The 26,088-nt window shown below is 34.5% G+C and carries 24 protein-coding genes; 10 read left to right on the plus strand and 14 right to left on the minus strand.

Going from position 1 to position 26,088, the window contains the following annotated elements:
• The first annotated feature begins 25 nt into the window (after positions 1 to 25).
• Together ACOCEA_RS05780 and ACOCEA_RS05785 are read left to right on the plus strand one after the other, a co-directional pair.
• A complete protein-coding gene (locus ACOCEA_RS05780) occupies positions 26 to 463 on the plus strand; it encodes a hypothetical protein (protein WP_420755263.1) in 438 nt (145 codons plus the stop codon).
• Positions 464 to 481: 18 nt separating this feature from the next.
• Positions 482 to 1,078 carry a 3-keto-disaccharide hydrolase gene (locus ACOCEA_RS05785; RefSeq protein ID WP_420755264.1) on the plus strand — a complete coding sequence of 199 codons (597 nt, stop codon included), beginning with the start codon at positions 482 to 484 and terminating at the stop codon, positions 1,076 to 1,078.
• 37 nt (positions 1,079 to 1,115) lie between these two features.
• On the opposite strand, the gene ACOCEA_RS05790 is transcribed toward ACOCEA_RS05785, so the two are convergent.
• Positions 1,116 to 2,156, minus strand: a complete 1,041-nt coding sequence (locus ACOCEA_RS05790; RefSeq protein ID WP_420755265.1) for an endonuclease/exonuclease/phosphatase family protein — start codon at positions 2,154 to 2,156, stop codon at positions 1,116 to 1,118.
• A 98-nt stretch (positions 2,157 to 2,254) separates the two neighbouring features.
• Between ACOCEA_RS05790 and ACOCEA_RS05795 the strand changes: the two genes are divergently transcribed.
• On the plus strand, positions 2,255 to 4,996 hold the full coding sequence (locus ACOCEA_RS05795; protein WP_420755266.1) for a carboxypeptidase-like regulatory domain-containing protein: 2,742 nt from the start codon (positions 2,255 to 2,257) through the stop codon (positions 4,994 to 4,996).
• 89 nt (positions 4,997 to 5,085) lie between these two features.
• Positions 5,086 to 6,387, plus strand: coding sequence for a DUF5689 domain-containing protein (locus ACOCEA_RS05800; RefSeq protein WP_420755267.1), 1,302 nt, complete (start codon positions 5,086 to 5,088; stop codon positions 6,385 to 6,387).
• 3 nt (positions 6,388 to 6,390) lie between these two features.
• Here the strand turns inward: ACOCEA_RS05800 and ACOCEA_RS05805 are convergent, their stop codons facing one another.
• The 3 genes from ACOCEA_RS05805 to ACOCEA_RS05815 form a co-directional block, all read right to left on the minus strand.
• Positions 6,391 to 6,798, minus strand: a complete 408-nt coding sequence (locus ACOCEA_RS05805; protein ID WP_420755268.1) for a response regulator — start codon at positions 6,796 to 6,798, stop codon at positions 6,391 to 6,393.
• A 334-nt stretch (positions 6,799 to 7,132) separates the two neighbouring features.
• Entirely contained in the window at positions 7,133 to 7,540 is a 408-nt protein-coding gene (locus ACOCEA_RS05810) for a response regulator (protein WP_420755269.1), read from the minus strand.
• 6 nt (positions 7,541 to 7,546) lie between these two features.
• Complete coding sequence (locus tag ACOCEA_RS05815; protein ID WP_420755270.1) at positions 7,547 to 9,727, minus strand: PAS domain-containing sensor histidine kinase; 2,181 nt, start codon at positions 9,725 to 9,727, stop codon at positions 7,547 to 7,549.
• Positions 9,728 to 9,941: 214 nt separating this feature from the next.
• Here ACOCEA_RS05815 and ACOCEA_RS05820 point away from each other — a divergent pair, with 214 nt between their 5' ends.
• Positions 9,942 to 10,415, plus strand: a complete 474-nt coding sequence (locus ACOCEA_RS05820; RefSeq protein ID WP_420755271.1) for an ankyrin repeat domain-containing protein — start codon at positions 9,942 to 9,944, stop codon at positions 10,413 to 10,415.
• Between the two features lie 99 nt (positions 10,416 to 10,514).
• Positions 10,515 to 11,294 (plus strand): nitrilase family protein, encoded by a 780-nt coding sequence (locus ACOCEA_RS05825; RefSeq protein ID WP_420755272.1) that lies wholly within the window; start codon positions 10,515 to 10,517, stop codon positions 11,292 to 11,294.
• Positions 11,295 to 11,520: 226 nt separating this feature from the next.
• Here the strand turns inward: ACOCEA_RS05825 and ACOCEA_RS05830 are convergent, their stop codons facing one another.
• Both ACOCEA_RS05830 and ACOCEA_RS05835 read right to left on the minus strand, forming a co-directional pair.
• Positions 11,521 to 13,137 (minus strand): Ig-like domain-containing domain, encoded by a 1,617-nt coding sequence (locus tag ACOCEA_RS05830; protein WP_420755273.1) that lies wholly within the window; start codon positions 13,135 to 13,137, stop codon positions 11,521 to 11,523.
• A 49-nt stretch (positions 13,138 to 13,186) separates the two neighbouring features.
• Positions 13,187 to 13,891: a ComF family protein gene (locus ACOCEA_RS05835; protein WP_420755274.1), complete on the minus strand. Its 705-nt coding sequence runs from the start codon at positions 13,889 to 13,891 to the stop codon at positions 13,187 to 13,189.
• A gap of 42 nt (positions 13,892 to 13,933) precedes the next feature.
• Between ACOCEA_RS05835 and ACOCEA_RS05840 the strand changes: the two genes are divergently transcribed.
• Both ACOCEA_RS05840 and ACOCEA_RS05845 read left to right on the plus strand, forming a co-directional pair.
• On the plus strand, positions 13,934 to 14,830 hold the full coding sequence (locus ACOCEA_RS05840; protein WP_420755275.1) for a hypothetical protein: 897 nt from the start codon (positions 13,934 to 13,936) through the stop codon (positions 14,828 to 14,830).
• Positions 14,831 to 14,866: 36 nt separating this feature from the next.
• Positions 14,867 to 16,411, plus strand: coding sequence for a glycine--tRNA ligase (locus ACOCEA_RS05845; protein WP_420755276.1), 1,545 nt, complete (start codon positions 14,867 to 14,869; stop codon positions 16,409 to 16,411).
• 1 nt (position 16,412) lies between these two features.
• Here the strand turns inward: ACOCEA_RS05845 and ACOCEA_RS05850 are convergent, their stop codons facing one another.
• Together ACOCEA_RS05850 and ACOCEA_RS05855 are read right to left on the minus strand one after the other, a co-directional pair.
• On the minus strand, positions 16,413 to 18,488 hold the full coding sequence (locus ACOCEA_RS05850) for a TonB-dependent receptor family protein (protein WP_420755277.1): 2,076 nt from the start codon (positions 18,486 to 18,488) through the stop codon (positions 16,413 to 16,415).
• Between the two features lie 30 nt (positions 18,489 to 18,518).
• Complete coding sequence (locus ACOCEA_RS05855; RefSeq protein ID WP_420755278.1) at positions 18,519 to 18,767, minus strand: hypothetical protein; 249 nt, start codon at positions 18,765 to 18,767, stop codon at positions 18,519 to 18,521.
• 212 nt (positions 18,768 to 18,979) lie between these two features.
• Here ACOCEA_RS05855 and ACOCEA_RS05860 point away from each other — a divergent pair, with 212 nt between their 5' ends.
• Together ACOCEA_RS05860 and ACOCEA_RS05865 are read left to right on the plus strand one after the other, a co-directional pair.
• Positions 18,980 to 19,744 carry an exodeoxyribonuclease III gene (locus tag ACOCEA_RS05860; RefSeq protein ID WP_420755279.1) on the plus strand — a complete coding sequence of 255 codons (765 nt, stop codon included), beginning with the start codon at positions 18,980 to 18,982 and terminating at the stop codon, positions 19,742 to 19,744.
• A 63-nt stretch (positions 19,745 to 19,807) separates the two neighbouring features.
• Positions 19,808 to 20,848, plus strand: a complete 1,041-nt coding sequence (locus ACOCEA_RS05865; RefSeq protein WP_420755280.1) for an aldo/keto reductase — start codon at positions 19,808 to 19,810, stop codon at positions 20,846 to 20,848.
• Positions 20,849 to 20,954: 106 nt separating this feature from the next.
• Here ACOCEA_RS05865 and radA read toward each other — a convergent pair whose 3' ends face one another.
• From radA to panC, 6 genes are all read right to left on the minus strand, one after another.
• The gene (gene radA, locus ACOCEA_RS05870; protein WP_420755281.1) at positions 20,955 to 22,316 is read right to left on the minus strand and encodes a DNA repair protein RadA; all 1,362 of its coding nucleotides are present in this window, start codon (positions 22,314 to 22,316) and stop codon (positions 20,955 to 20,957) included.
• Between the two features lie 80 nt (positions 22,317 to 22,396).
• Positions 22,397 to 22,558: a hypothetical protein gene (locus ACOCEA_RS05875; RefSeq protein ID WP_420755282.1), complete on the minus strand. Its 162-nt coding sequence runs from the start codon at positions 22,556 to 22,558 to the stop codon at positions 22,397 to 22,399.
• Between the two features lie 48 nt (positions 22,559 to 22,606).
• The gene (locus ACOCEA_RS05880) at positions 22,607 to 23,749 is read right to left on the minus strand and encodes an alpha/beta hydrolase (protein ID WP_420755283.1); all 1,143 of its coding nucleotides are present in this window, start codon (positions 23,747 to 23,749) and stop codon (positions 22,607 to 22,609) included.
• Between the two features lie 26 nt (positions 23,750 to 23,775).
• A complete protein-coding gene (locus ACOCEA_RS05885) occupies positions 23,776 to 24,741 on the minus strand; it encodes a lysylphosphatidylglycerol synthase transmembrane domain-containing protein (protein WP_420755284.1) in 966 nt (321 codons plus the stop codon).
• Positions 24,742 to 24,830: 89 nt separating this feature from the next.
• A complete protein-coding gene (gene panD, locus ACOCEA_RS05890) occupies positions 24,831 to 25,181 on the minus strand; it encodes an aspartate 1-decarboxylase (protein WP_420755285.1) in 351 nt (116 codons plus the stop codon).
• Between the two features lie 13 nt (positions 25,182 to 25,194).
• The gene (gene panC / locus ACOCEA_RS05895) at positions 25,195 to 26,040 is read right to left on the minus strand and encodes a pantoate--beta-alanine ligase (RefSeq protein ID WP_420755286.1); all 846 of its coding nucleotides are present in this window, start codon (positions 26,038 to 26,040) and stop codon (positions 25,195 to 25,197) included.
• Between the last annotated feature and the right edge of the window lie 48 nt (positions 26,041 to 26,088).

The following is a 26,088-nucleotide window of genomic DNA, read 5'->3' on the forward strand; positions in this document are numbered from 1 at the left end:
TTTTTAGAACTCTAAAACCAACACTATGTACGAAACTATTCAAATGTTACACTCATATTTAGCATATGTAGCATTAGCGGTATTACTTTTGGCTGTTGTTAACTCAATAACCGGTCTTATAGGTAATAGAATCTTTAACATGAACAAAGATTTAAGATTAAGCCTGTTTGCGCTTATTCTATGCCATATACAACTTCTTGTAGGGCTTATTCTGTTTTTTGTCTCGCCTAGCGGACTTAATGCAATTCAAGAGTTTGGTATGGGCGGTTTAACTTCTGCGGCAAGACTTTTAGCCGTTGAGCACCCATTCGTGAATATTTTGGCTATAACTTCTATAACCATAGGATGGTCTAGACATAAAAAGTTTGTAGAAGGGGAGAAAAAATTCAAAAACATTGCCATCTTTTATAGTATTGGCTTGTTACTTATTTTAAGTAGAATTCCTTGGAACCAATGGTTCTAATTTAAAGCAGAAAAAAACATGAAGAATTTAGGATTTATAGTACTGTTATTGTCAACAGTAGGTGCAGTTAATGCCCAAAAAATCGACTTGTTCAATGGTGAAAATTTGGATAATTGGACTATCTATGGTACGGAGAAATGGTATGTAGAAGACGGACTTTTAGTCTGTGAAAGTGGTCCTGATGCAGGTTACGGTTATTTGGCAACCAATGAGTTTTACAAAAATTTTATTCTAGAACTAGACTTTAAACAAGAGGCTAATGGCAATAGCGGGGTTTTTATTCGATCAACAGTAGATGGTACGCTAGTTAGCGGTTGGCAGGTTGAAGTTGCCCCACCTGGTCTTTTTACTGGTGGGATATATGAATCATATGGTAGAAAATGGCTAATTAAACCAAATCTTGATAAGGATAAAGCTTTGAAATTTGGAGATTGGAACCATATGAAAATTATGGTAAATGGGGATAATATAACTACTTGGCTTAATGGAACCGAGATGATTACTCTTGACGATAAAATTATTGGTGAAGGGCAAGGGTCAATACTTCTTCAAATCCATGATGGAGGCGGGATCAAAGTTAGGTGGAAAAATATAGAGCTTACAATGTTGGATTAACTAATGCCTCAGAACATATCATAAATGGCGCTTAACCCTAATTAACTGCTCTTATTAAATAGAGATACACTGGGAAATGGTCACTATAACCGCCAACATAGTTTCCACCGGCATAAGTACGTAAAGGATAACCTTTGTATTTACCTTTTTGATCTATGAGGTATGATGGCGTAAAAATATTTGCATTCCAAAACCTGTATGTTTGTTTTGAATTTAATACTAGATTGGCACTCATATACATTTGGTCAAAAATATTCCATTTATCCCTGTAAGCTAGGGAGCCCATTCCCTTTTTGAACATTTCCTCCATAGGCCCATACAAATCAGTAGAATCCAGTTTTTTCTTTTTGCCTTTTACACCTAAAATCTTTTTGAAACTAGGATCTATTGGGTCATCATTAAAGTCGCCCATGACAATAATCTTAGCACCGTAATCCTGTCTTCTTACAGAATCGATTATTCGTTTATTTAATCTGGCGGCTTCTAATCTAAAAGGTCTACTGCGAAGTTCTCCCCCACTTCTAGATGGCCAGTGATTAATCAAAAAGTATAATTTTTCATCATCAAGTAAACCTTTTACAATTAATTGGTCCCTGGTATAGTTTCGTTTTCCATCATCATTAAAAAGAAGCAATCTGTGACTGTTAAAAGCCACTGGTATAAATGCAGATTTTAGATATAATAACGCTACATCTATACCACGTTCATCTGGCGAGTCAAAATGTATAATCCCATAGTTCTTGTCACGCAAATTCGGATGGTTTATCAAATCTTGTAGAACCTGCCTGTTTTCTACCTCACAGACACCAATTATATCTGGTGAAGATTTACTCTTTTCTGTACCTATTTGGGAAATTACATTTGATAAATGTTCAATTTTATTGTGGTAACGTTCCTTGGTCCAAGCATCTTTGCCTTCAGGAGTTCTATCGTCATCAAAAATTAAACTATCATTTTTAGTATCGAAAAGATTTTCCAAGTTATAGAAGGCAATTGTTCTAACTTGATATTCTTGCGTAGTTTGTGTATAACTATGATAGATGAAAAAAAAGAGGATGTAGGATAGTAACTTATACATTATGAGGTGAATATATGATATTAAACAGAAAATTCGCACTTTATGTCAATAAACTACATATATTGTAAGACCATTAACTTTTTTCACTCACTGATTATATGTACAAAGGCATATTATGGATGTTACTTTTTATAGTGACCGAGCTACTATTTGCCCAAGAAAATACTTCTATCTCAGGAATTGTACTAGATGAACTGGACAATTCATTGATAACAGGTGCAACAGTTGCTATCGAAGGAGAATTATTAAAAACAACAACCAATCAAGCAGGTGAATTTCTATTGGCACATTCATTAAACGGAGATTATATACTAAATATTTCGTACAATGATTTTACTATAAAAAGAATCCCAATTAATTTGCAGGGCAAGGACCTAGACTTAGGGCACATCCTTTTAAAAAGGGATATTGCTGTTGATAAGCAGGTTAATCTGATAACACTAACCGAAAGTGAAATCCTGGACGATGAAGCAAGTGCTAATGCCTTAGGGTTATTGCAATCTACAAGAGATGTGTTCTTAAATAGGGCCGCTTTTGATTTTGGACAGGCATTTTTTAGGGTGCGGGGATATGATTCACAGAATGGGGAAGTGTTGTTAAACGGTATGCCAATGAACAAAATTTATGATGGAAGGCCCCAGTGGAACAATTGGGGAGGGCTTAATGACGTAATAAGAAATCAGCAATATTCAAATGGACTGGAAGCATCAGATTATACTTTTGGCGGCATATTGGGAAATACAAATATTGATCTTAGACCTTCGGGGCTAAGACCTGGACTGCGTATTTCTTCATCTGCAACTAACAGAACTTATACAGGAAGAGTTATGGCAACATATAATTCTGGATTACAGGATAATAAAATAGCCTATATCTTTTCTACCTCGAGAAGATGGGCAAAAGAAGGTTATATAGATGGTACGTTATACGACGCTTATTCATTTTATGGTTCTTTGGAATTTAAGTTTAACACTACAAATACTATTTCCTTAACCGCAATTATGGCCTCTAATAGAAGAGGTAGGTCATCCGCATTGACCAGAGAAGTTTTTGATTTGGTTGGTAATAAATATAATCCGTATTGGGGAATACAGAATGGTAAAATTAGAAACTCAAGGGAGCGAAAAATTGCGGAGCCAATAGTATTGTTAAATTATTTTTATGAGCATGGGAACGTAAACGTAACTGCCGGTATCATGTACCAAACCGGTAATTTTTCTAAAAGTAGATTGGGATACTTTAATTCCCCAAACCCAGACCCCACCTATTATAGATTTTTACCAAGTTTTTATATCAATAGTCCAATTGGAGCTAATTTTGAGAGTGCAGAAATTGCAAGGGAATCTTTTATTTCTAATCCGCAGTTAGATTGGAATTCTATTTACAGAGCCAATACCAGCATATCACAAAATGGGAAAGCAGCATATGTTTTGTGTGATGATACTACTTCTGATACCCAACTAACCGCTAGATTAAATGGAAATTTAAAATTAGCTGATAATTTAAAATTAGGTTTTGGGATACTTGGAAGAAATCTAGTTTCTAAGAATTATGCAGAAATAACAGATTTGTTAGGGGCTAATTACCATAAGGATATAGATCCTTTTTCCTTGACACGTAATAACATCAATGGCGATATTGAAAAATCAACAGGTGATATTTTTAATTACAACTATAACTTCAAGGCTAATCAGGTTAATGCAAATACTCAGTTAAGTTTAGATTTGCCTAAGTGGAAGGCATTTTTAGCAGGGAACATAGAATTGATGTCATACCAGCGAAAAGGAAATTTCCAAAATGAAAGGTTTCTTGATAATTCTTTGGGAGAAAGCGAAAAAATCAGCTTTTCTAATTATGGTTTAAAAGCGGGCTTAACAAAAAGTATTACGGGGAGACATTGGGTGTCCGTACATGGTGCACTAATTAAAAAAGCACCATTGCTTCAGAATAGTTTTATTAATCCTAGAGAATCAAATGCATTGGTTCCCAATCTTGAAAGTGAGAAGATTTCGACAGCAGATATTAACTATTATATCAGAATGCCAAAACTTATTGGTCGTGTAACGGGTTACTATACAAGGTTTCAAAATACTACTGACATTAATTTTTTCTTTGTAGATGCTGGTGTTGGCTCTGATTTTGTGCAAGAAGTATTGACAGGTTTAGATAAGTTACATTTAGGTACAGAGCTGGGTTTAGAGTATCAATTGTCTTCATCTGTAAAATTATCGACTGTAGCGTCGATTGGCAAATATCTATATGCAAGTGATCCAATGGTCACCATTAATTTTGATACTGCAGCCGCAGAAGATGAGTTAATAGATGTAAGTGGCTCAAAAGATTTAGGAATTGCAACTATAAAAGGTTATAAACTAGCTCAAGGGCCTCAAAAAGCTATGGCTTTTGGTATTGAATATCGCGATCCAAAATATTGGTGGGTAGGGGTAACAGCCAATTATCTAGCGAACAATTATGCCAATATTTCAACGATAACAAGAACCAATAGTTTTATGGTAGATCCCGAAACGGGCACTCTATTTCCTGACGCTTCAATTGAAAATCTAAATAAATTGCTACGCCAAAAACCGTTAGATAATTTTTACTTACTAAATATGGTTGGAGGAAAATCTTGGTTGACAAATGGAAAATATATTGGAGTGTTTGCAAGTATTAATAATGTTTTTGATACTAAGTTTAGAACAGGTGGCTATGAACAAAGTCGTAATGGTAATTATGGACAGTTAAAGCAAGATAATTTAAGTGGATCGCCTTCGTTTGCACCAAAATATTGGTATGGCTATGGAAGGACCTATTTTTTGAATCTTTCAATAAGTTTTTAATTTCTAGGAATATGAAATTACCCAACATATTATTGAATACAAGCTTTAGGATTAAGCCAGTTATACTTTTATTAAGTCTAATAGGTTGTGTGAAAAGTTCAAATTTTGATGCTCCAAGCTTGCAGTGTGAAACGGATTTAAAAGCGAACACAACGTTTGGTGCTGTTAAAGGACTCTATGTTGGCGAGACATTTCAAATCCAGGAAGATTTGGTTATTGAAGGGTATATAAACTCATCGGACAGATTTGGTAATTTTTTTGGAACACTTCATTTTCAAGATGCACCCAATACTCCTCTGGAAGGTTTTCAGATAGAAATGGATTTAAGGGACTCGCATTTGTTTTATAGTGTTGGTTCCAAGGTCTTGGTTAAGTTAAAAGGACTGTATCTTGGTAAATCAAAAGGGTTGTATAAATTGGGAGACGTATTCAACTCATTTGGAAATAGAACTGTTGGTAGGTTGCCCTCGAAGACAGTTAATGAGCATGTACTTTTGACTTGTTCTGACAATTCAGAAATAATTCCTACTAAAACTTCTATCCCAAACATAGATAACAACATGGTCAATACCCTGATAGAGTTGGATAATGTAGAGTTTAAGTTTGAGGAACTTGGTAAAACGTTTGCTGAACAGGAAGAGGAAACGGATCGCGTATTAATAGATTGTGATGATAATGAATTAGTTATGATAAATAGTGGTTATTCTGATTTTCAAGAAACGGAATTACCCACGGCTCGTGGAAAAATAAGAGGGCTTCTTACACTAGTGAATAGTTCTTATCGGATTATAATTAGGGGTTTGGATGATATTAGTTTTAATGAACAACGATGTGATGACGTAATCACGGAATTTACCTCTGACAATGTTTTTATTTCTGAATTGGCAGACCCCGACAATAATTCGGGGGCAAGATTTGTAGAGATTTATAATGCTGGGCAAGAGCCATTATCTTTAAATGGTTGGAAACTGTTGCGTTACACCAATGCAAGTTTGGAAATAAGTTCACAATTAGACCTTTCAGATTATAATATTGGAGCAGAAAGCACTCTGGTGGTATCGCCCAATGGTCCGGTTTTTGAAACTATTTATGGATTTCAGCCTGATGTTATTACAGGCACAAATTCTCCAGCAGACTCCAATGGAGATGATACTTTACTATTGGTTGATCCCTTTGGATCCGTAATTGATATTTTTGGTAGAATCGGGGAAGATGGTAGTGGTACGGACCATGAATTTGAGGACGGTAGGGCAGTAAGAAAGATTGAAGTCATTAGAGGAAACCCTAACTATAGTTTCTTTGAATGGATTATTTTTAATGATACGGGAGAATCGGGGACCACAAACTCTCCAAAAAATGCACCAAATGATTTCACACCTGGTGAAAGATAAATATTAACTAGCTTTTTTTGTAACTGTAATTTTATCTAAGGAAGTGACGGTAAATGGTTTCATTATATATTGCTCTACCATATCATATGTTTTTGCTTTTGCGAGATTATCAGGACTAACAAAAGAACTAACAATATAAATCTTAACGCCTAATCTTTGATTCATTGGTATCCCACTAAACTCTTCCAGAAATTCCCAACCGTTTTTGTTGGGCATATTTAAGTCTAGTAGAATAACTTCAGGAAGTGGAATATTCTCAATGAGCAGACCAATTAGACCGTCTATAGCTTTTTGGCCATCAGTATACTGTAATATATTATCACAGAAGCCATTCTCCTTCATTAGTTTTTTGGTGTTAAAGGAAAAAAACTCGTCATCATCTATTATGCAACAACTATCTAATTTAATCATATGCCTGTTAGGGTCTAAAATTTAAATACCATTTACGGCATGAATGTATTTTTGTATCACAAAGTATCTGAATGTCCGCAATGAATCATAAACATAATAAGCCATGTCCGGTCGAGCGCAGTCAAGACCTCTTTTTGAGTACGTAATGTCAAACGACCTCTCGACTGCGCTCGAGGTGACGTTATTATATGACTCATTGCGGATATTCAATAAAAGTATTCATAAGTTACAAAATAATTTCAATTATCTGAAAATTTTGTTAAATAGTAATGGGTAGCGATTTGGTTAGAATAAAATAATATTTTGAGAAGACCTATGGTAGATTAATAGTAAACTATTTGGTAGAAATTGTTGTCAAAATTGTTTCTAAATCCTTAGGGGTAATTGGTTTTAAGATATAATTATTAACTTCTTGATATAATTTCACCTTTTCAAGGTCTCTAGGATCCACGGAGGAGCTAATTATATATACCAAAATTTTATTGGTATTGTTAGTGGGTAATTTAATAAATTCATCTAAGAATTCCCAGCCATTCATAATAGGCATGTTTAAGTCTAAAAATATGATAGAAGGTAATTTTTCACCTGCAGAAGTTATTTTCATTATTCCGTCCAATGCTTCTTGTCCATTGTTATATACAATAAATGATTCACAGAAGTCCATTTCTTTCATTATTCGTTTGGTGCCATAAATGAAAATTGGATCATCATCTATTATGCAACAACTATCAATCTTGCCCATCTTTGTTTATGCTTGTTTTAAGGTAATATAAAATGTTGTCCCCTTGTTTATTTCACTTTCCACATTAATAGTGCCGCCCATAGCCTCAATTTGGTTTTTTGTTATAAAAAGACCAATACCTTTGGAATCCTTGTGCTTATGAAATGTTTTGTACATGCCAAATATTTTGTCGGCATGTCTGTTCATGTCTATTCCAATACCATTGTCTTTAAAGACTATGGTTGTGATACCACTTTGTGTTTTTGCACTTATTTCAATATTTGGTTTTCTAAGTGGTGAGCTATATTTTAGGGAATTTGTATACAAATTAAAGAAAATACTTTCAATATATGCAGGAACAACCATTACAAAGTCGGATTTATTAACAAAGATTTTCGTTTTTGCCTTTTTCTGCAGTAGTAATCCTTCAATACTTTTTTCAATCTTTAGTAAACAAGATAAAACATTGACACTTTGGATTTTTTCTAAAGCACCTGTTTTTACTTGTACAACATCATTTAAATGTAGGATAGTTTCATCTAAACTGTCGGCAGCGTTTACCAACATAGTTGTTATATTTTCACGCTCCTTCTCATCATTTTCTTGAATAAGAAACTTCGTTAACATAGACATGTTGGTAGCATGTGATCGTAAATTATGTGAAACAATATGTGCAAAATTGGTCAAACTAGAATTTTGGTCCTTGGTTACCTTAAGTAATTCTTGTAATCTTTTTTCTGCTTCAATTCTAGGGGTAATATTCAATACTTGTGAAATGTAATGGGAAATGCCGCCATCTAAGTTCTTAACTACGGTTACTGTTTTAATGGTGTTTATTATGGATTTATTTTTATGATAGTATCTTTTTTCTAATTGAAAACTGTCAGTTTTCCCTTGATTAATTTTATTAAATAGATTTAAGGTTTTTTGTAAATCTTCTTCATGTGTTAAATGTTGAAAATTTAAATTGACCAGTTCCTTTTCTGAATAGCCCAAAGTGTTACATAGGCTTTTATTAAGTTTAATAAATTTATAATCTAAATCTAAATAAGCCATTCCTATTACAGAATTCTCAAATGCAGAAGCAATTGACTTTTCACTTTGGTATAATTTAGATTGTGCATTTGTTAGCTCGGTAACATCCCAGTTAACACCGATCAATTTTATTCCTTTTCCATTGGCATCCCTTTCTGTGTTGGCTATTGCCCTTATATTTCTAACATTACCATTTGGCCATACGATCCTAAATTCAGAATTGAACATATTTTCATTGCTAATAGCCGTAGTTATTTCAGATTGGGCTCGTTCCTTGTCATCGTTATGAACTACGGATTCCCAAGCTTCATAGACCCCAGTGAATTTTTCTTTTTTAATACCGTATAGATCAAACATATTTTTATCCCATACCAGCTTATTGTTTTTGATATCAAATTCCCATATTCCAATTTTGGCCGCATTAGTGGCAATTTTTAATCTTTCAGAAGTTTCTCTATATTTTAGTTCATCTTTCTTTTTATTGTCTATGTCCTGAAACGTTCCAATTATCCGTAGTTTTTTACCATCAATACATTCCACTTCACCCTTTGCTCTTACCCATTTTTCATTACCTTTTGCAGTAACCAATATAAGTTCAGTATCCCAATTGGTGCCTTCGGCAATGGCATTACTTACCAATGCGGTTATATTATCTCTATGCTCACCTTCTTTATAGAAATTTATACCCTCTTCTAAATTTGGAATATAACTGAGAGGTAGCTCATGAATTATTTTGGTCATGGGACTCCAATAAAGTTCATTGCTAAGCAAGTTTAATTCCCAGCTTCCTGTTTTGGATACCAATTCACCTTTTAAGAATAATTCCTTATTCCTTTCATAATTAGTAACATCTTCAAGTAATAAAACAATCCCTCCAATTTTTTTAGTATCGTCCAGTATAGGTGAGGTTTTCCATTTTAACCACTTAATGGCATTGCCTTTTGTAGTAAATTTGGTAGCTGGACTTGAAATTCTCTTTCCTTTTAAACTTTTGTTAAGGTCATTTTTTAGCTCGATAGGAATGTGGTCAAGAACATCAACAAGTTTTTGCCCTAATAGGTCAGTGTCCTGACACTCAAACTCCTCTAGCCAAATTTGAGAATAATTAATGATTTTTAGCCTATCATCAAGTACAGCTACTGCAGCTGGATAGTCTTTTACAAAATAATCCAAGAAGGGGGATATCAAGTTAAAATAGATTATAAGTTTAGAATAACTAAGGTATTAAAATTGAAAGAAAATATTGTTTATAAGTAAGAAAATATTACAATTATATTTCAATACTATAAATTTTATCTATTATTAGGCGCTATTCTTAATTAAGAATAAGCTATTAAATATTAAGTCTTTGAAAAGTGTATTTCATATTTTTGACTAACTACTAGGTATGGATATTATGGAAAATAGATTGTTTAGTTTTATCAGGGAGGGGAACGTAAATGAAGTGAAGAAGGGTATTGAATTAAATCCACAATTAATAAACAGTAAAGATGAAAGGGGTTCTACCCCACTTATTTTGGCCACTTATTATAATCATAAGAATATTGTACAAACATTATTGGATTTGGGGGCAGACACCAACTTAAAAGATGCTTCTGGCAATACAGCTTTAATGGGAGTATGTTTTAAAGGGTATACAGATTTAGTTGAAATTTTAATTGAAAAAGGAGCCTTTATAAATGAGCAAAATGCTATGGGTGGTACTTGTTTAATATATGCAGTTACCTTTAAGAAAATTGATATTGCTAAATTATTGATTGAGAAAGGAGCAGACAGGTATATAAAGGATGCCCGGGGAAATACAGCTTTAGACCACGCAAAAATGCAAGGTGTGCCAGAATTAATAGAAATGTTAAAATAATGTCTTTTTTAAAATGGTAGTATAATTTATCCCAAAATTAGTTAGTATGCTTAATTTTAAATAAGCAACTGTAATTCTATAGATTAACACTTGGCCTTTATGAAAGAAACCCTAAAAATAGCGCTTATTCAAACATCTTTAAATTGGGAAAAACCAGAAATAAATCGTGTTGTATTTTCTAAAAAGATAGAAAATTTATCAAGTGATGTAGATTTAATAATCCTTCCGGAAATGTTTACAACCGGTTTTACAATGTCACCAGAAAATATTGATGAAACTGAGGGATTGAAGACAATAGAATGGATGAAGTTGAATGCAAAAGAAAAAGATGCAGCATTGGTTGGCAGTATTATATACACGGAAAATGGAATCAACTACAATAGACTTTTCTTTGTGAAACCAGATGGTAGTTATCTAACCTACGACAAGAGACATTCTTTCACCTTATCTGGAGAACATTTGAAATATATATCCGGTAAAAACACATTACTAGTAGATTTTAGAGGTTTTGTAATCAATCCAATGATTTGTTATGATTTACGTTTTCCTGTCTGGAGCCGTAATACAAATAATTATGATGTGCTGTTGTATGTTGCCAATTGGCCAAAACCAAGAATTGGCGCTTGGGACGTATTGCTCAAAGCCCGTGCAATTGAAAATATGTCGTATTGTATAGGGGTAAATAGGATAGGTTTTGACGAAAAAGGTCTTGAATATGTAGGGCATTCGGCTGTTTATAATGCTTTAGGCGAAACATTGGTATTTTCGGAAGAGGAAGAATCTTTAGAGGTGGTAGTTACCAAAGACCATTTAGTACAAACTAGGGGAAAACTTAAATTTTTAGAGGATAGGGACCATTTTACTCTTCAATTGGACTAAAACATTTTTTGTTATTTCATAAGTCTTCAACCTTTCTGCTTTCCTCTTTCTCATTTAGATGGATATTGCATAACAGTATAGCCTTTAGTACTGGAAACCCTTAAAAACGGAGTATCCATATTGCCAACTTGTTAGGTTGCAACATCTTCCTATGTGTAAGTAACTTGCGAATTAATTACTTTATTGAAAAATGAATGGAAAACATGGGGAAAATGCAATATTGCCCTTAGTCCAGTAGATTAAAAGTTTCAATTTTTTCCCAATTGGCCCTCATTTCTATCAATCCGGGATAATAACTAATTTTTTCGGGTTGCTTCTTTAATAAATAATTACCCGTATCCCATTTTTTATTTTGATTTTCATCAAAAATTACCCTGATCAAGTAGTTGCCTGGATCCAGTTGGTTAAACTCAAAAGGTATTGGTTCCTTGGTATAAATCTCACGTAGTACTTCCTCTTTTTCGTTCATTAATTGAACAATCACCGGGTAAACAATGTTAGACCCATTCAGGTTTAACGTTAAGTTGCCAAATTCTGCGAGGCTTTTGGTCCCTATGGAAAAAGCAATGGAATCATTGGTTGTGCCAAAAAAATCTTCAACAGCCCCAGGCACCATCAGTATCCTGTATTTATTATTAGGTGATACTTCCCAATCAATATTAATCTCATTTTTAATACGGTCTAAATTCACTCCAAATGGTAATTGGATAGAGTCTTGGTGTATTAAGCTGATTTTGGAACTGTCAACAGCTACAAGTGGTGTGTTACTATAAATACTATAGGGCACGTCATATTTTAAGTTTCCTGTTTGACCAGGGGTTAAACGCAATGAATCAAAATCAACTTTTCTATTTTTAACGGTAAAAGTATCTATTACTTTTTCGGCATCATTGATTACTGTAAATAGTAATGAGTCCATTTCAAAAGGCGTAAACCAGTAATTTAAAGTGTCTTTTCCTCGCTCTTTTAGAATAATAGTTTTTACCGAATCTGGCATTGTGGTCAAAGGTGAAATTCGGATATCATTTCCATTGCCATAATAACCAAAGCTAATCTTATTTTTGGCTATCAATGATGGTACTGCCGCCGCATAATCTGGTATTTCCCTAAAGAGATTAAGTAAGTAAATAGAGTCTGTAGGTAAAATTACGGTATCTTGTATAAAAGCAATCTTGTCCGTTTTTTGGTCAAATACATTATTTTTTGCTGCGTCTTTAATAGCAAAAAGAGCATATTTTCCTTCTTTTAAATTTTTCAATCTAAAAATCACAGTACTGTCTAAAGTATTGGTTAAGTAGTTAGGTGGTTTTTTGTAGATGGTAGAGTCGGTATATGAGGTGTCTATTTTATAAAGCATAACACTAATAAAATCCTCCGCCTCCTTTTTCAAGGCATCTTTTACCACTCCAGCAAGTTCTAACGAGTCTAGATAATCACCAGTTGAAAATACATAGCTAAAAAAGCTATTTGGGTTTTCTTCATTGTTGTCCACGATACTTTGACCAAAATTCAAGGTATATGTAGTGTTTTCCAATAAGGTGTCCTTAATTTTAATTTCTATGTATTTATTGGCACCTCCTTGGGGCGTCACTATAGGTGGGTACTTTAATGGGGGTGAAACTATGAGCTGTTCTTGTACATCTTTTAATTTTACCAACTCATCAAAATATAACCTTATTTTTTCGGCTTTGAAGCTAATAGACATATTAGGTGGTTCCGCCTTAACAAGAACGGGGGGGGTAACATCTTTAGGTCCTCCAGTAGGTGTTCCTTTGCGTGCACATTGGTAAAAAGCCATGGCAATAAAAAAGAGATAAAAACAAGCTAAAAATCTACGAAACATACTAATGAAAATCTTGCACAAAGAAACGACATATTTTATAGAAATAACATTATTCAACTATGGCCATACTGGCTATAAAGATTTCCGTACCCTCGATTCTTTTAATTGGTATGGCGCACAATTCCATCGTTGCCCCCGTAGTTATAACATCATCAAGCAAAAGAATCTTTTTGTTCATCAGTAATTTTTCATCTGTTACTTCGTATAGTGATCTATTATCGTACCATCTACCTATTCTGGTTTTTTTGGTTTGTGTGCGTGTATTTGCGGTCTTTATTAGTATACCTTCTATGTAGGTCGCCCCTATATGATTAGCCACTTGTTCTGCAAATTTAGCCACTTGGTTATACCCTCTTTTCTTTTGTTTTTTCTTATGTAAAGGAACAGGGATAACAAAATCTATGTTTGGTATATAATTATTCTCTTTAATAATTTGTCCAAACCAATTGCCTAGAAAACTGCCGATCTGTTGTTGGTTTTTATATTTTAGATTGTGGATAATGTTTTTTACAATACCGTGATCTGTAAATAAAAGGAAGGAATTTGCCTTTTTAATGTTAATTCTCCCGTAAAAAATACGATCTACGGGATTTTCATCGTTAAAGGTATAATCGGTGAGTGGCAATTGATGCCGACAAACGGTACATAAAAGTTTCTCTCCTCTAGTTAATTGGGTATTACATCCAAAACACACCAAGGGGAATAGCAGGGTGTTTACATCATTTACTATATTTGAGAGCTTATTGTATAACAAGTCTTACAATATTAGAATAACCTACTAAAGGCCGATTTTTGAATGGATAGTCAAGATACTAAATTCAATTATAAAATAATCCTTACTGCTTTGGTTGCAGTTATATTAGGCATACTTATTGCCTTTTATTATAGCTATGCCCAGTCAAAGACGGAAATAAATTTCTTAGAACAAGAAAAGGAAATTTTAGTTAAGGACCTTACCATAATGAAAGCCGATTTGGATCGGATATCTGCATTAAACGAAATGAACGATATAGAGCTTCAAGATGCAAAATTTGAAGTTCAACAATTAAAGGATTCCGTAGGAAGGTTAAACTTCACCGTTGCTAAGTTGAGAGAATTTAAATCTGAATTAAGGAGGCTTGCCGCTAAGAATGACAGTTTAATGCTTAAAAACAATTTTCTACGCTATAATAATATGCTTCTTACCGATAAGTATGAAGATAGCCGAAGGCAAATGGAACTATTACGTGCCAGTTCAAGTTCATTAGCTGAAGCAGAGGCACTCCAACGCCGAAAGATATTGGAGTTGAACCAAAAATTAAAAACCAAAAACTATCTAAAGATGGACTTTTCTGAAGGTCGGGGTTATAGGTTAAGGGGAGCAAGACCGGTAGGCACCAACAAAGCCTCCACTATAGAAAAGCTGCGAGGTTGTGTTACCATTCTTACTGATCCCAACGTTGCTGAGTCTGAGAAGGTTATTTACCTGCAATTTTTAGATCCTGATAAGCAGATTGTTGAGGATAACGCCAATACAATCGTAGTTAACGGAAATGTTTATAGTAAAAGGGTAGAATTTGTGTATTTGGGTGTTGAGACCTCTGTTTGTGAATCTGTAACCATTCCAGAGGGCTCTTTAAAACCAGGAACCTACACCCTAAATGTATTTGAGGATGAACGCCTCATTACCTCTTCAGAATTTCAACTAAAATAATTATCCTTATTTAGGGTAAAATTCTATTTTTGCCGCATGGCAAATCAAGAAGACAATTTTAAGAAAGTTATTTCCCACGCTAAAGAGTATGGGTACGTATTCCAATCCAGCGAAATTTATGATGGTTTAAGTGCTGTTTATGATTACGGTCAAAATGGTGTTGAGCTAAAAAAGAATATTCGCGAATATTGGTGGAAGGCTATGGTACAGCTAAATGATAACATAGTAGGTATCGATGCCGCTATATTTATGCACCCAAGTACGTGGAAAGCATCTGGCCATGTTGATGCTTTCAATGATCCCTTAATAGACAATAAAGATTCCAAAAAAAGATATAGGGCAGATGTTTTAATAGAGGACTATGTTGGTAAGATCGATGTTAAAATAGAGAAAGAAGTCAACAAGGCCGCTAAACGATTTGGGGATACTTTTAATAAGGAGAAATTTATAGCCACCAACCAACGTGTGGTAGATTATATAGAACAGGGCAAAACTATTTTAAGCCGTATGGCCAAGTCTTTGGAAAATGAGGATTTGGCAGATGTAAAAGCTCTAATAGAGGAATTGGACATAGCTTGCCCAATGTCCGGATCTAAGAATTGGACAGATGTAAAGCAATTTAACCTGATGTTTGGCACAAAGCTCGGTGCAAGTGCAGAAAGTGCCATGGACCTATATTTAAGGCCAGAGACCGCCCAAGGTATTTTTGTTAATTTTTTGAACGTTCAGAAAAGTGGTCGCATGAAAATACCGTTTGGAATTGCCCAAACAGGTAAAGCCTTTAGAAATGAGATTGTTGCCAGGCAGTTTATTTTTAGGATGCGTGAGTTTGAACAGATGGAAATGCAGTTTTTTATACAACCTGGCACCCAGCAAGAATGGTATGAGTATTGGAAGGAACACAGGATGAAATGGCACCTTTCTTTGGGTATGGGTGAGGAAAATTATCGTTTTCACGACCATGAAAAATTAGCTCATTACGCAGATGCTGCGGCTGATATAGAATTCCGATTTCCCTTTGGTTTTAAAGAACTGGAAGGCATACATTCCAGAACTGATTTTGACCTTGGCAGTCATGAGAAATTTTCGGGTAAAAAACTTCAGTATTTTGATCACGAGACCAATAAGAATTATGTTCCTTATGTATTGGAGACATCAATTGGTTTGGATCGTATGTTTTTGGCCGTTTTTTCTAATTCTTTGCAAGATGAAGAATTAGAAAATGGGACTTCAAGGACCGTTTTAAAATTACCGGCAGTTCTTGCCCCTACTAAAGCAGCAATTTTACCATTGGTCAAAAAGGATGGTTTACCAGAAATAGCTAAAGATATTATCGATGATTTAAAGTGGGATTTTAATGTCACTTACGATGAAAAAGATGCCGTGGGTCGCAGATACAGAAGGCAGGATGCCAACGGAACGCCTTTTTGTATTACTGTAGACCATCAAACAAAAGAAGATCAAACGGTAACTATTCGCCATAGGGACTCTATGGATCAAGAACGTGTTTCTATCCCAGATTTAAGGAAGATTATTTCAAATGCTGTGGATATGCGTACTTGGCTAATGAAAATGGAATAGCCTAAAGGGAGTACCCAATACTAAAACTTGCATAATAATTTCTAGCATTGCCCGGATAGTAATATCTGGGTTCATTGCCTCCAAAACCTTGTGTGTTTATAAGGACAGATTGTGCAAATACCTTATCTGTTAGATTGTTAATGCCAAAATCAATTCCCAAAGAAAATTTATTCGATATTTTTTTTTGGTAACCGCTTCTCAAATTAAAAACTGTAGATGCATCACTATACACATCATTGGCATCGGTTATTGGAATTTTGCCAATGTGTTGTGCAATTAAGTTCAGATAAAAATGGTTGAATATACGTGTCTGTAATCCAGCAGTAACCCTATTTTTAGGTACTCCGGTAACTTCATTTCCGGAATAATCGTTTCCATTATCAACAAAATCCACAAAACTATGATAGTTTAGGGTGTAATTAATAAATGGATTTAAGTTGAATTCAGGGGTATGAATCAAAGAATAATCAAGACCTAGTTCTAAACCTTGGTGTTTTGATTTTCCCGCATTTTTTTCTATAAACTGATCATCTCCCACTTGTTCCCTTATCAATAAATTGTTGATGTTCATTTGATACAAAGCCAAGCCTATATTAAGGTTATTGTCAACCAAGCGTAGGTTCGTGCCAATTTCATAATTAACTCCTGTCTCTTGCTTTAAATCTGGGTTTACCAGTCCGTCTGGCGTTAAGGTCCTTTCTAAACTAGGGTTGGAATAGCCTCTACTAATATTGGCAAAAAACTCATTGGTAGTATTGGGATGGTAATTTAATTCTATACTGGGGAGTAGTATTGCCTTAAAACTTTTTTCCGAACTTTTATTATCATTTCCTTCATTAAAACGGTCCTGTAAATTAAATTTTGTTTTATTCACAGAAAGTCCTACTTGGGTTGATAAAACATTGGTAAATGGAAACAGAAATGTTGCAAAACCATTCAATTGATTTCTATATTCCTTATTTCTTGCAAATTGAGCACCTTCTAGGCTACCATTGCCATTATTGTCCTGATATAGGTTCTCATACTCGTCCCAATCATATTCATCCTTATAAAGTTCACCTCCAAAAGTTATTTGACTGGTTTTATTAAACACCTCAAGGCTGCTAGAAAATTTAGTCCTAAATCCGTAGCCATTGGTCATTTCATCAAGAATACCAAAAGGCCGTGCTTCGTATTTATCTAAATATGAATAAAAAACACTAGTGGTATTTTTAAAATTTTGATTGAATTCATGTGCCAACGAAATACCAACAAGGGTTTGATTGTTGGTCTCATAACCTTGGGAAGCCCTCCAGGTAAATGTTGCTTGCTTTGGATCTTCCGCAAATGCAGTAGCCCCTAAGGAACTTGGTATTTGCGCAGTATAGTCAACATGGTTAATTAATAGTGATATTGTATTTTTTTCATTAATTTGATAGGCGGTATTCAAAAGAAAACCGTCTCTTTCAAAATTATTGTTTTCCCTAAAGCCATTAGTTTGTAAATGTCCATATTGTAAATTTAGGCTGAAAACATCATCCTGATGGTTAAAGGATAGGTTGTTTTTGATCATATTAAAAGAACCTACTGTAAAGTTGTTCCTTAGATTGATGGATTTCCCCAAAGCTTCTTTTGGCGTTAATAAGATTGCCCCACCCAGGTTGGCGCCATAAACTGTTCCTTTAGGGCCTTTAATGATTTCAATTTGACTTAAATTTTCTAAATCATAAGACTCCAGTGTAGACGTGCCCGTGCCATTGGTAACAGGAATTTCATTATAGTACATTCTTAGCTTATCCGTTCCAAATAAGGTTCTGGCCCCTATACCTCTGATTGTAATTCGGTTGGTATTCAATGCCCCAGAAAGGATATAGACGCCAGGAATTTGATTCATGGCAGAAACTAAATCAACCGGGCTATAGCTTTGAAAAATTTTTGCTGATATTACATCTGATGGTGTTATACCAGTAGCATTTTTCGCTTTTAATGCATCAATTAGGATTACTTCCTCTAGTTGTGTTATACTATCTTTTAAAATAGCATCTTGACCTTTGGCAGCAATGAAACTAAAAAGAAAGACAAGTGATAAAATTCTCATAAATCATTAAATAAAATACGAAAATACAGTTTAAAACTTAAAACCAGCAGATAAACCTGCCCTGTGAATACATGAGTTTTGAATAGCTTCTGGATGTATATTTCTAGGCAAAACACTATTGACTTCCAATATGAGCCTATCACTTCTTGTATCCCATTTTGTACCAAGACCATGACCTAATGCAGTTATGCCATAATCATTGTTTCTTTGGCCAATGTTGTTAGTATCAACTTCATCTTTACCGTCATTAAAATTGACCAGTATTAAAATTGACTTCATGATTGTTTTGAAATTGTGGTTATGCCTTGCTACTAATAGATAAGCAAGTTATATTTTGAAGAATGAAACTAAATAGAAGCCTCATAATCAAATACTTAGTATTTCTAATAGTATTGTAAACGTTGTTCCGAAGAACAAAGGTTAAGTTTTATTAATCTTCCTTACCCTATTATATACTAAGGTTTTTCTATTTTTGAAACAAAGACTACTTCATGAAAATAGTATCCTATAATGTAAATGGAATTCGCGCTGCATTGAAAAAAGGATTTTTAAATTGGTTGATAACAGTAAACCCGGATGTGGTTTGTCTTCAAGAAATTAAGGCTAATGAAGAACAATTGGACCTGTCTGTTTTTGAAGCTGCAGGGTATAGCTTTAACTACTGGTATAGTGCACAAAAGAAAGGATACAGCGGTGTAGCTATTTTAATGAAAAAGAAGCCAGACCATATAGAATGGGGAACTGGTATTGATTATATGGATGTTGAAGGCAGAAATTTAAGGGTGGATATCGGTGACATGTCCATTATGAGTATGTACTTGCCTTCTGGAACGAATATGGACCGCTTGGATTTTAAGCTTACTTATATGGATGATTTTCAGAGATATGTAGATGAACTTAGAAAGACACACCCAAATTTAATTGTTTTAGGGGACTATAATATTTGCCATGAGGAAATAGATATTCATAACCCAAAAGGACTTAAGAACGTATCTGGCTTTTTGCCTGTAGAAAGGGAATGGATAGGTAGTTTTATAAATAGTGGTTTTGTTGATAGCTTTCGCCATTTTAATGATTCGCCAGACAATTATACTTGGTGGAGTTATCGGGCCAATGCCAGAAACAACAACAAAGGTTGGCGCTTGGATTATGGTATGGTAAATGAAAGTCTAAGAGATAGGTTAAAGAGATCGGTTATCCTGTCCGAAGCAAAACACAGTGATCACTGTCCAATTCTTGTTGAGTTGACCGATTAATGAATCTTCAACACCTATTTAAATTTGTAATTTTGCCAATTTTAAAGTTTTAAAAATAATCCCATGATTTATAACAATCTTCCAAATACAACTATTGAGGTAAGTAAAATTTGTTTAGGCAGCATGACCTGGGGCAATCAAAATACAGAGGAAGAAGGTCATGAACAAATGAACTATGCCGTAGACCAAGGAATTAATTTTATAGATACAGCAGAGTTATATCCAATCCCGGCACATCCTGATAGACATTCTGTGACTGAAAAAATTATTGGTAATTGGTTCAAGAAAAATGGCAATAGGGAAAATGTTGTATTAGCCTCTAAAATTGCTGGCAAGGCCGAAATGTCCAAGTTTATAAGAACTACTGGATTTTCAAGAACATCAATAATAGAGGCGGTTGAAGGAAGTTTAGAGAGATTGCAGACAGATTATATTGATCTTTATCAGTTACATTGGCCAGAGCGAAACACAAATTATTTTGGTAAGAGGGGTTATGTACATGATATTTCGGACCATTGGGAGGATAATATCCATCAAGTTTTAGAAACACTCAGAGACCTTATAAGAGAAGGAAAAATTAGGCATATAGGAATTTCTAATGAAACACCATGGGGGACTATGCGCTTTTTAGAGGAGAGTAAGGTACATGCTACCTTACCAAGGACTATTACTGTTCAGAATGCTTATTGTCTAACCAACCGGTTGTATGAAGTAGGTATGGCGGAGATATCTGCTAGGGAACAAATAGGTTTGTTGGCTTATTCCCCTTTAGGTTTTGGGGTTTTAAGTGGTAAATATTTAGGAGACAGGTTGCCACAGGATTCACGTCTTGCCCTTTTTCCCCAATATAAAAGATATAGTGGTACAACGGCCATGGAGGCAACGCAGAAATACTATGAATTGGCCCAAGCCAATAACCTTTCCTTGGCTCAAATGTCATTAGCTTTTGTAAATACAAGGCATTTTGTGACAAGTACTATAATTGGGGCAACCACTATGAAACAATTAAAGGAAAATATTGGAAGTATAGATGTAGAACTATCGGATGAGGTACTTTCTGAAATTGAAAATATACATAATCTATACCCTAACCCAGCTCCTTAAATATGATGAATCTAGTTTTTTTAAAAGTCGGATTTGGACAAATAGTCTTGATAATTGCCGTAATAATTATAATAATGGTTTTTGCACGTATAATGAGAGACAAGCGCTAACCAAATAAAAGACGTACCACATCTTCTATTTTTGAAGCCATTTGAATTCTGATTTTGGTGTTCTTAAGGCCAATTTTATTGTTTTTAGATACCACAATGGCTGTATAACCCAATTTTTCTGCTTCTAGAATGCGTTGTTCCACGCGCTGTACCGGTCTAATTTCACCCGCCAATCCTACTTCAGCGGCAAAACAAATGCCTTTTTCTATCGGAATATCCTCATTGCTGGAAAGGATAGCTGCAATTACCGCTAAATCAATGGCAGGATCATCAACAGAGATTCCTCCAGTTATATTTAAGAACACATCTTTTGCCCCAAGTTTAAAACCGGCTCTTTTTTCCAATACCGCCAAAAGCATGTTTAAACGTTTGGCGTTATAACCGGTTGTAGAGCGCTGTGGGGTTCCGTAGACCGCTGTACTCACTAAGGCCTGTATTTCTATCAACAAAGGCCGCATGCCTTCTACTGTTGAGGCAATGGCGGTTCCGCTAAGGCCTTCGTCGTTCTTGGAAATTAATACTTCAGAAGGATTGTTTACTTCCCTTAATCCACTCCCTTGCATTTCATAGATGCCTAATTCTGCCGTGGAGCCAAATCTGTTTTTTAATGACCTAAGAATACGATAAACATAGTTGCGGTCCCCTTCAAACTGAAGGACTGTATCTACCATATGCTCCAAAATCTTAGGTCCGGCAATAGACCCATCTTTAGTTATATGGCCAATTAGAATAACAGGTGTATTGGTTTCCTTGGCAAATTTGATTAATTCTGCTGTGCACTCCCTAATCTGTGAAATACTGCCAGCGGCAGATTCTATATAATCTGAATGTAGGGTTTGTATAGAATCTATCACAACAATATCTGGTTCTATATCCCCAATTTGTTTAAAGATGTTCTGCGTCTTGGTTTCGGTAAGTATAAAGCAAGTCTTACTATCTGGGTGAATACGGTCTGCCCGCATTTTTATCTGTTTTTGGCTTTCTTCACCCGATACATAAAGAGTCCTGTAGGGTAATTTTAAAGCAATTTGTAATAATAATGTGCTTTTCCCTACACCAGGTTCGCCTCCTAAAAGGACTAAAGCGCCAGGAACCAATCCGCCGCCTAAAACCCTATTGAACTCTAAATCAAAAGTATTTAATCTAAGTTCTTTTTCTGTGCTAATTTCATTGATTAAAAGTGGTCTTGAAACTCTTTTTTTATCATTCGATGGTTGTTTCCATCCCGTTTTTTCTTCTTTTTGAACTAGTTCTTCTACTACAGTATTCCACTGTTTACATGCAGAACATTGACCAACCCATTTTGAATATTGGGTTCCACAGTTTTGACAAAAAAAAGCAGTTTTTACCTTGGCCATAACTATAAATCGTAAGTTTGGCTAAAGGTAACAAGAAGTTTCAAAGCATAGGCTTATGAAACCGTAAAGAAGTTAAAGTCTCAACTTTCTCGTTTTCTACTTTCAATTATTGCTAAAAAAAAGGAAGTCCAAGCCATTATTAGGGCACTGCCATTATAATGGAGGACAAAGTCCCCTTTTAATCCGTGGTACGTAAATAGTACACCGGCAATAGATAGGAATACAGATTTAACATTGATCATTTAAGTAGGTGTAGGTTAAGATTTGGGGGTTTGTTATTTCAGGATTATCTAAAATCCAAAATCTGCCTTTAGGGCGTCTATTTTTTCCAAGGCCATTTCTTTAGTTAAAAAATCTATCTCTTTCATCTGAAAAGATTTTTCAAAAGTTTTTAATGCTTTTTTAGGTTCTCCCAATTGCTCATAATATTCACCTTCAAAATAAAAACCCAACATGGTTTCTGGATATTCTTTTTTACATAAGTCCGATAAAGGTTTTAATGATTCAAAATCTTCTTTTTTTCTTGCTGCTGCGTAAATAGCCATTATATCATTAAGCTCTACTGGTTTACTAAACCCAAATAAATCAACTATTCCCTGGTATTTATCCTCTAAATACTTATAAACTGGTTCGTCTGAAGTTAATATGTTTGTTTTATACTCTTTTGGACTTATGGGTTTGAACATGCCAAAAATATTGTCAAAAGCTTTGCCTATACCATATGTGGCTACAGAGATATGGTCAGCGGTTTTGTATTCATCAAAGAAATAATGTAAGGTCTCTTTATTTAATGCCTCAATTCCCTTATGCAGTGCCATCACTTTTGGGGTATCCCTTGTTTGTTCACCTTCGACAATAAGTTGATAGAAGATTTGCTTGTCAAAAGTATTTAATCTCATTGGCACCCTACTTTCCATTTCTGGAGCTAGGGTAGGTGAGATACTTACATAAGCATCAAAAACAGAATTATCCTTAAACAACCAATAATTTTGAAAGTTGGCAGTGATATCATAACCAACTATCATTTTAAAGGGGGCAGTACTAAAGTTCAAGTCCAAATATGGAATAAGTTCCATGCCAATAAATTCGTAGAAGTTTTTGCCTTTTTCACTTGGCAGTCCATTATTTTCATCAAAAGCACAATCCTCATATCTAATATCATTTTTACTTTGGTTGATACCTACCACAATACTTTCTGGCATCCCATGAAACCGACTGTAAAATTTAGATGTGGCAACAACTTGGTCAAATAAATAATTTCCATCCAAAACAATGATTAATGGATATTTCTTTGTGTCATCTAACCCTTCGGGAAAATAGTATTGTACATCCCTTCTTTCTTGAAGTTTAAAAGATTCAAAAATTTCCTGTGTTACTTGTGCATAGGAAGAAATACTAATAAATAGTATGAAAAGGCCAATTAATTGACGCATAGTAGGATTTTTGCAATAGTAAGGTACTATTTGTTTCTGTTTAATAACGGTAACAGAAGAAAAGATATTGCACCGAAAACTACGTTCATAAGAGTTTGTGCAATCCACATGATCCAACCAAAAGCATCACCAGAGACAGCACTGATGCCAAAAAGCATTAATGCCTTGCTTACCAAGATAGGAAATAGACCTACACCACCATTGGTTGTGGCCATAGCAAAGGCACCAAAAACAAAGGCTACCATAATTTCATTTAAGCTAAGCTCCGTTGTTTCCGTAATGGTAAATTTTATGACCCACATCATGCCAATATAACATGCCCAAATAAGTATGGTGTGAAAAACAAAGGACCATTTGTTTTTCATCTTAAAAATACTAAAAACGCCATCTAAGAGCCCTTTTACAAAACCCTTGATTTTTAAGGCGATTTTTAATTTGGATTTTTTGATGAACAGAAAGAAAATAAGTAGGGCTATAACTCCAAGACCAATCAGTAAAAAAATACCATTTAGATTGAATCCTCGTTGTTGAAAAAAATGTAGAATTATATCGGTTTGTAAGAGAAGGGTGGTTAAAACTACAATTAGTAACATAATTACATCAATTACCCTTTCTGTAACAATAGTCCCAAATCCTTTTTCAAAAGGCACGCCTTCATACGTAGTTAATGCAGTGGCTCTAAGGATTTCACCTGTTCTTGGAACACCCAGATTGGCCAAATAGGCCATGAAAATCATAAAAATATTATTTATAAGTTTAGGTTTATAACCTAAAGGCTCCAAAAGGTAATTCCATCTAATGGCTCTCGAGATATGGCCAACCAAACCCAGTATTAATGAAATGAAAATCCAAAACAAATCTGCTTCACTAATATAAAATAGAATTTGTTCCCTATCTGAAGCAGGTGTTTTAATGTACCAGTAAAGTACCAAGAATAGACCAATTAAAATGGGTAATACAATTTTTAGGGTCTTCTTAAGGTAACTGGTCAAAATATAGTAACGTTTAGAATTCGAATGTAACCAATGTATTAACTAATATAGAAAATGAATTTAGAAAATAATGCGAATGGTATTCTAGTTTAGTTGAGTAAATTGTTTTCTTCGTTAGGGAAAACTAACGAAGGATTAAATGATTTTGCGTCGGCTAAAGGCATCCAAGCATAGGTAATTAATATTAAAACATCGCCAACTGCAACTTTTCTGGCGGCTGCACCGTTTAACGTGATTTCCCCACTGGATCTTGGTCCTGGTATGGCATAGGTTTCTAGCCTTTCCCCATTATTGTTGTTTACAATTTGGATTTTCTCACCTTGTATGATACCGGCTGCATCCATTAAATCTTCATCTATGGTAATGCTTCCGATATAATTGAGATCTGCTCCAGTGACTTTTACTCTATGAATTTTAGATTTTACTACTTGTACTTGCATGTGGCAAAATTAATTAATTGAGGGCAATATTGTCAATTAGTCGTACATCATTGGCGTAAACCGCTATGAACGCCCTGTATTTTGTATTGGCTAATATAGTTTTAGTAGGCGTTAAAGTTTCAACATCCGTTATCTCAAAATATTCTAATTCCAATTCCATTTGATTTTGAAACGTATTTACTACCCACTCCTTTGTTTCTAAAGCACTTTTCATGCCAAAGATTTCCTTGGCAGTTTGCAAAGTCTTATATATAAAGCCAGCTTTTAGTCGTAATGTTTTATCTAACCTTTCATTTCTAGAGCTCATTGCCAATCCGTTAGATTCTCTTACAATTGGGCAGCCAATAATTTGAACAGGTATATGTTGTATTTGGGTAAGTTTTTGAATAATTCTTAATTGTTGAAAGTCCTTCTCACCAAAATAAGCTCTGGTAGGTTTGATGAGCTTAAAAAGCTCTTCAACTATAGTTCCTACACCATTAAAATGATTGTCCCTGAACTCGCCCTCCATCACTTTGTCCAATCCATTAAAATCATAGGATTTAGAAATTATATTTTCATTGTAAATTTCTTTAATAGATGGTGTAAATACAATTATTTTAGTAGATATATCTTTAATTAGTGTAAGGTCTTCATTAATGGTCTTGGGGTATTTAATAAGGTCATCTGCATTATTAAATTGGGTAGGATTTACAAATATACTAACAACTACATAATCATTTTCAGAAACCGCCTTTTCAATTAGAGAAGCATGGCCAAGATGTAGCGCCCCCATAGTGGGAACAAGCCCAAGACTATCTTTTTGGTTAATTGTATCAAGTACTTGCTTAAGTTCTTTTTTGGTCATTATAGGGAACATGTAACGTTGTAATTGGCGAGCAAACTTACTATAAATACTGGTAATCTC

It is taken from the genome of Maribacter luteocoastalis (genome assembly GCF_048890225.1).
GTDB lineage: Bacteria > Bacteroidota > Bacteroidia > Flavobacteriales > Flavobacteriaceae > Maribacter > Maribacter luteocoastalis.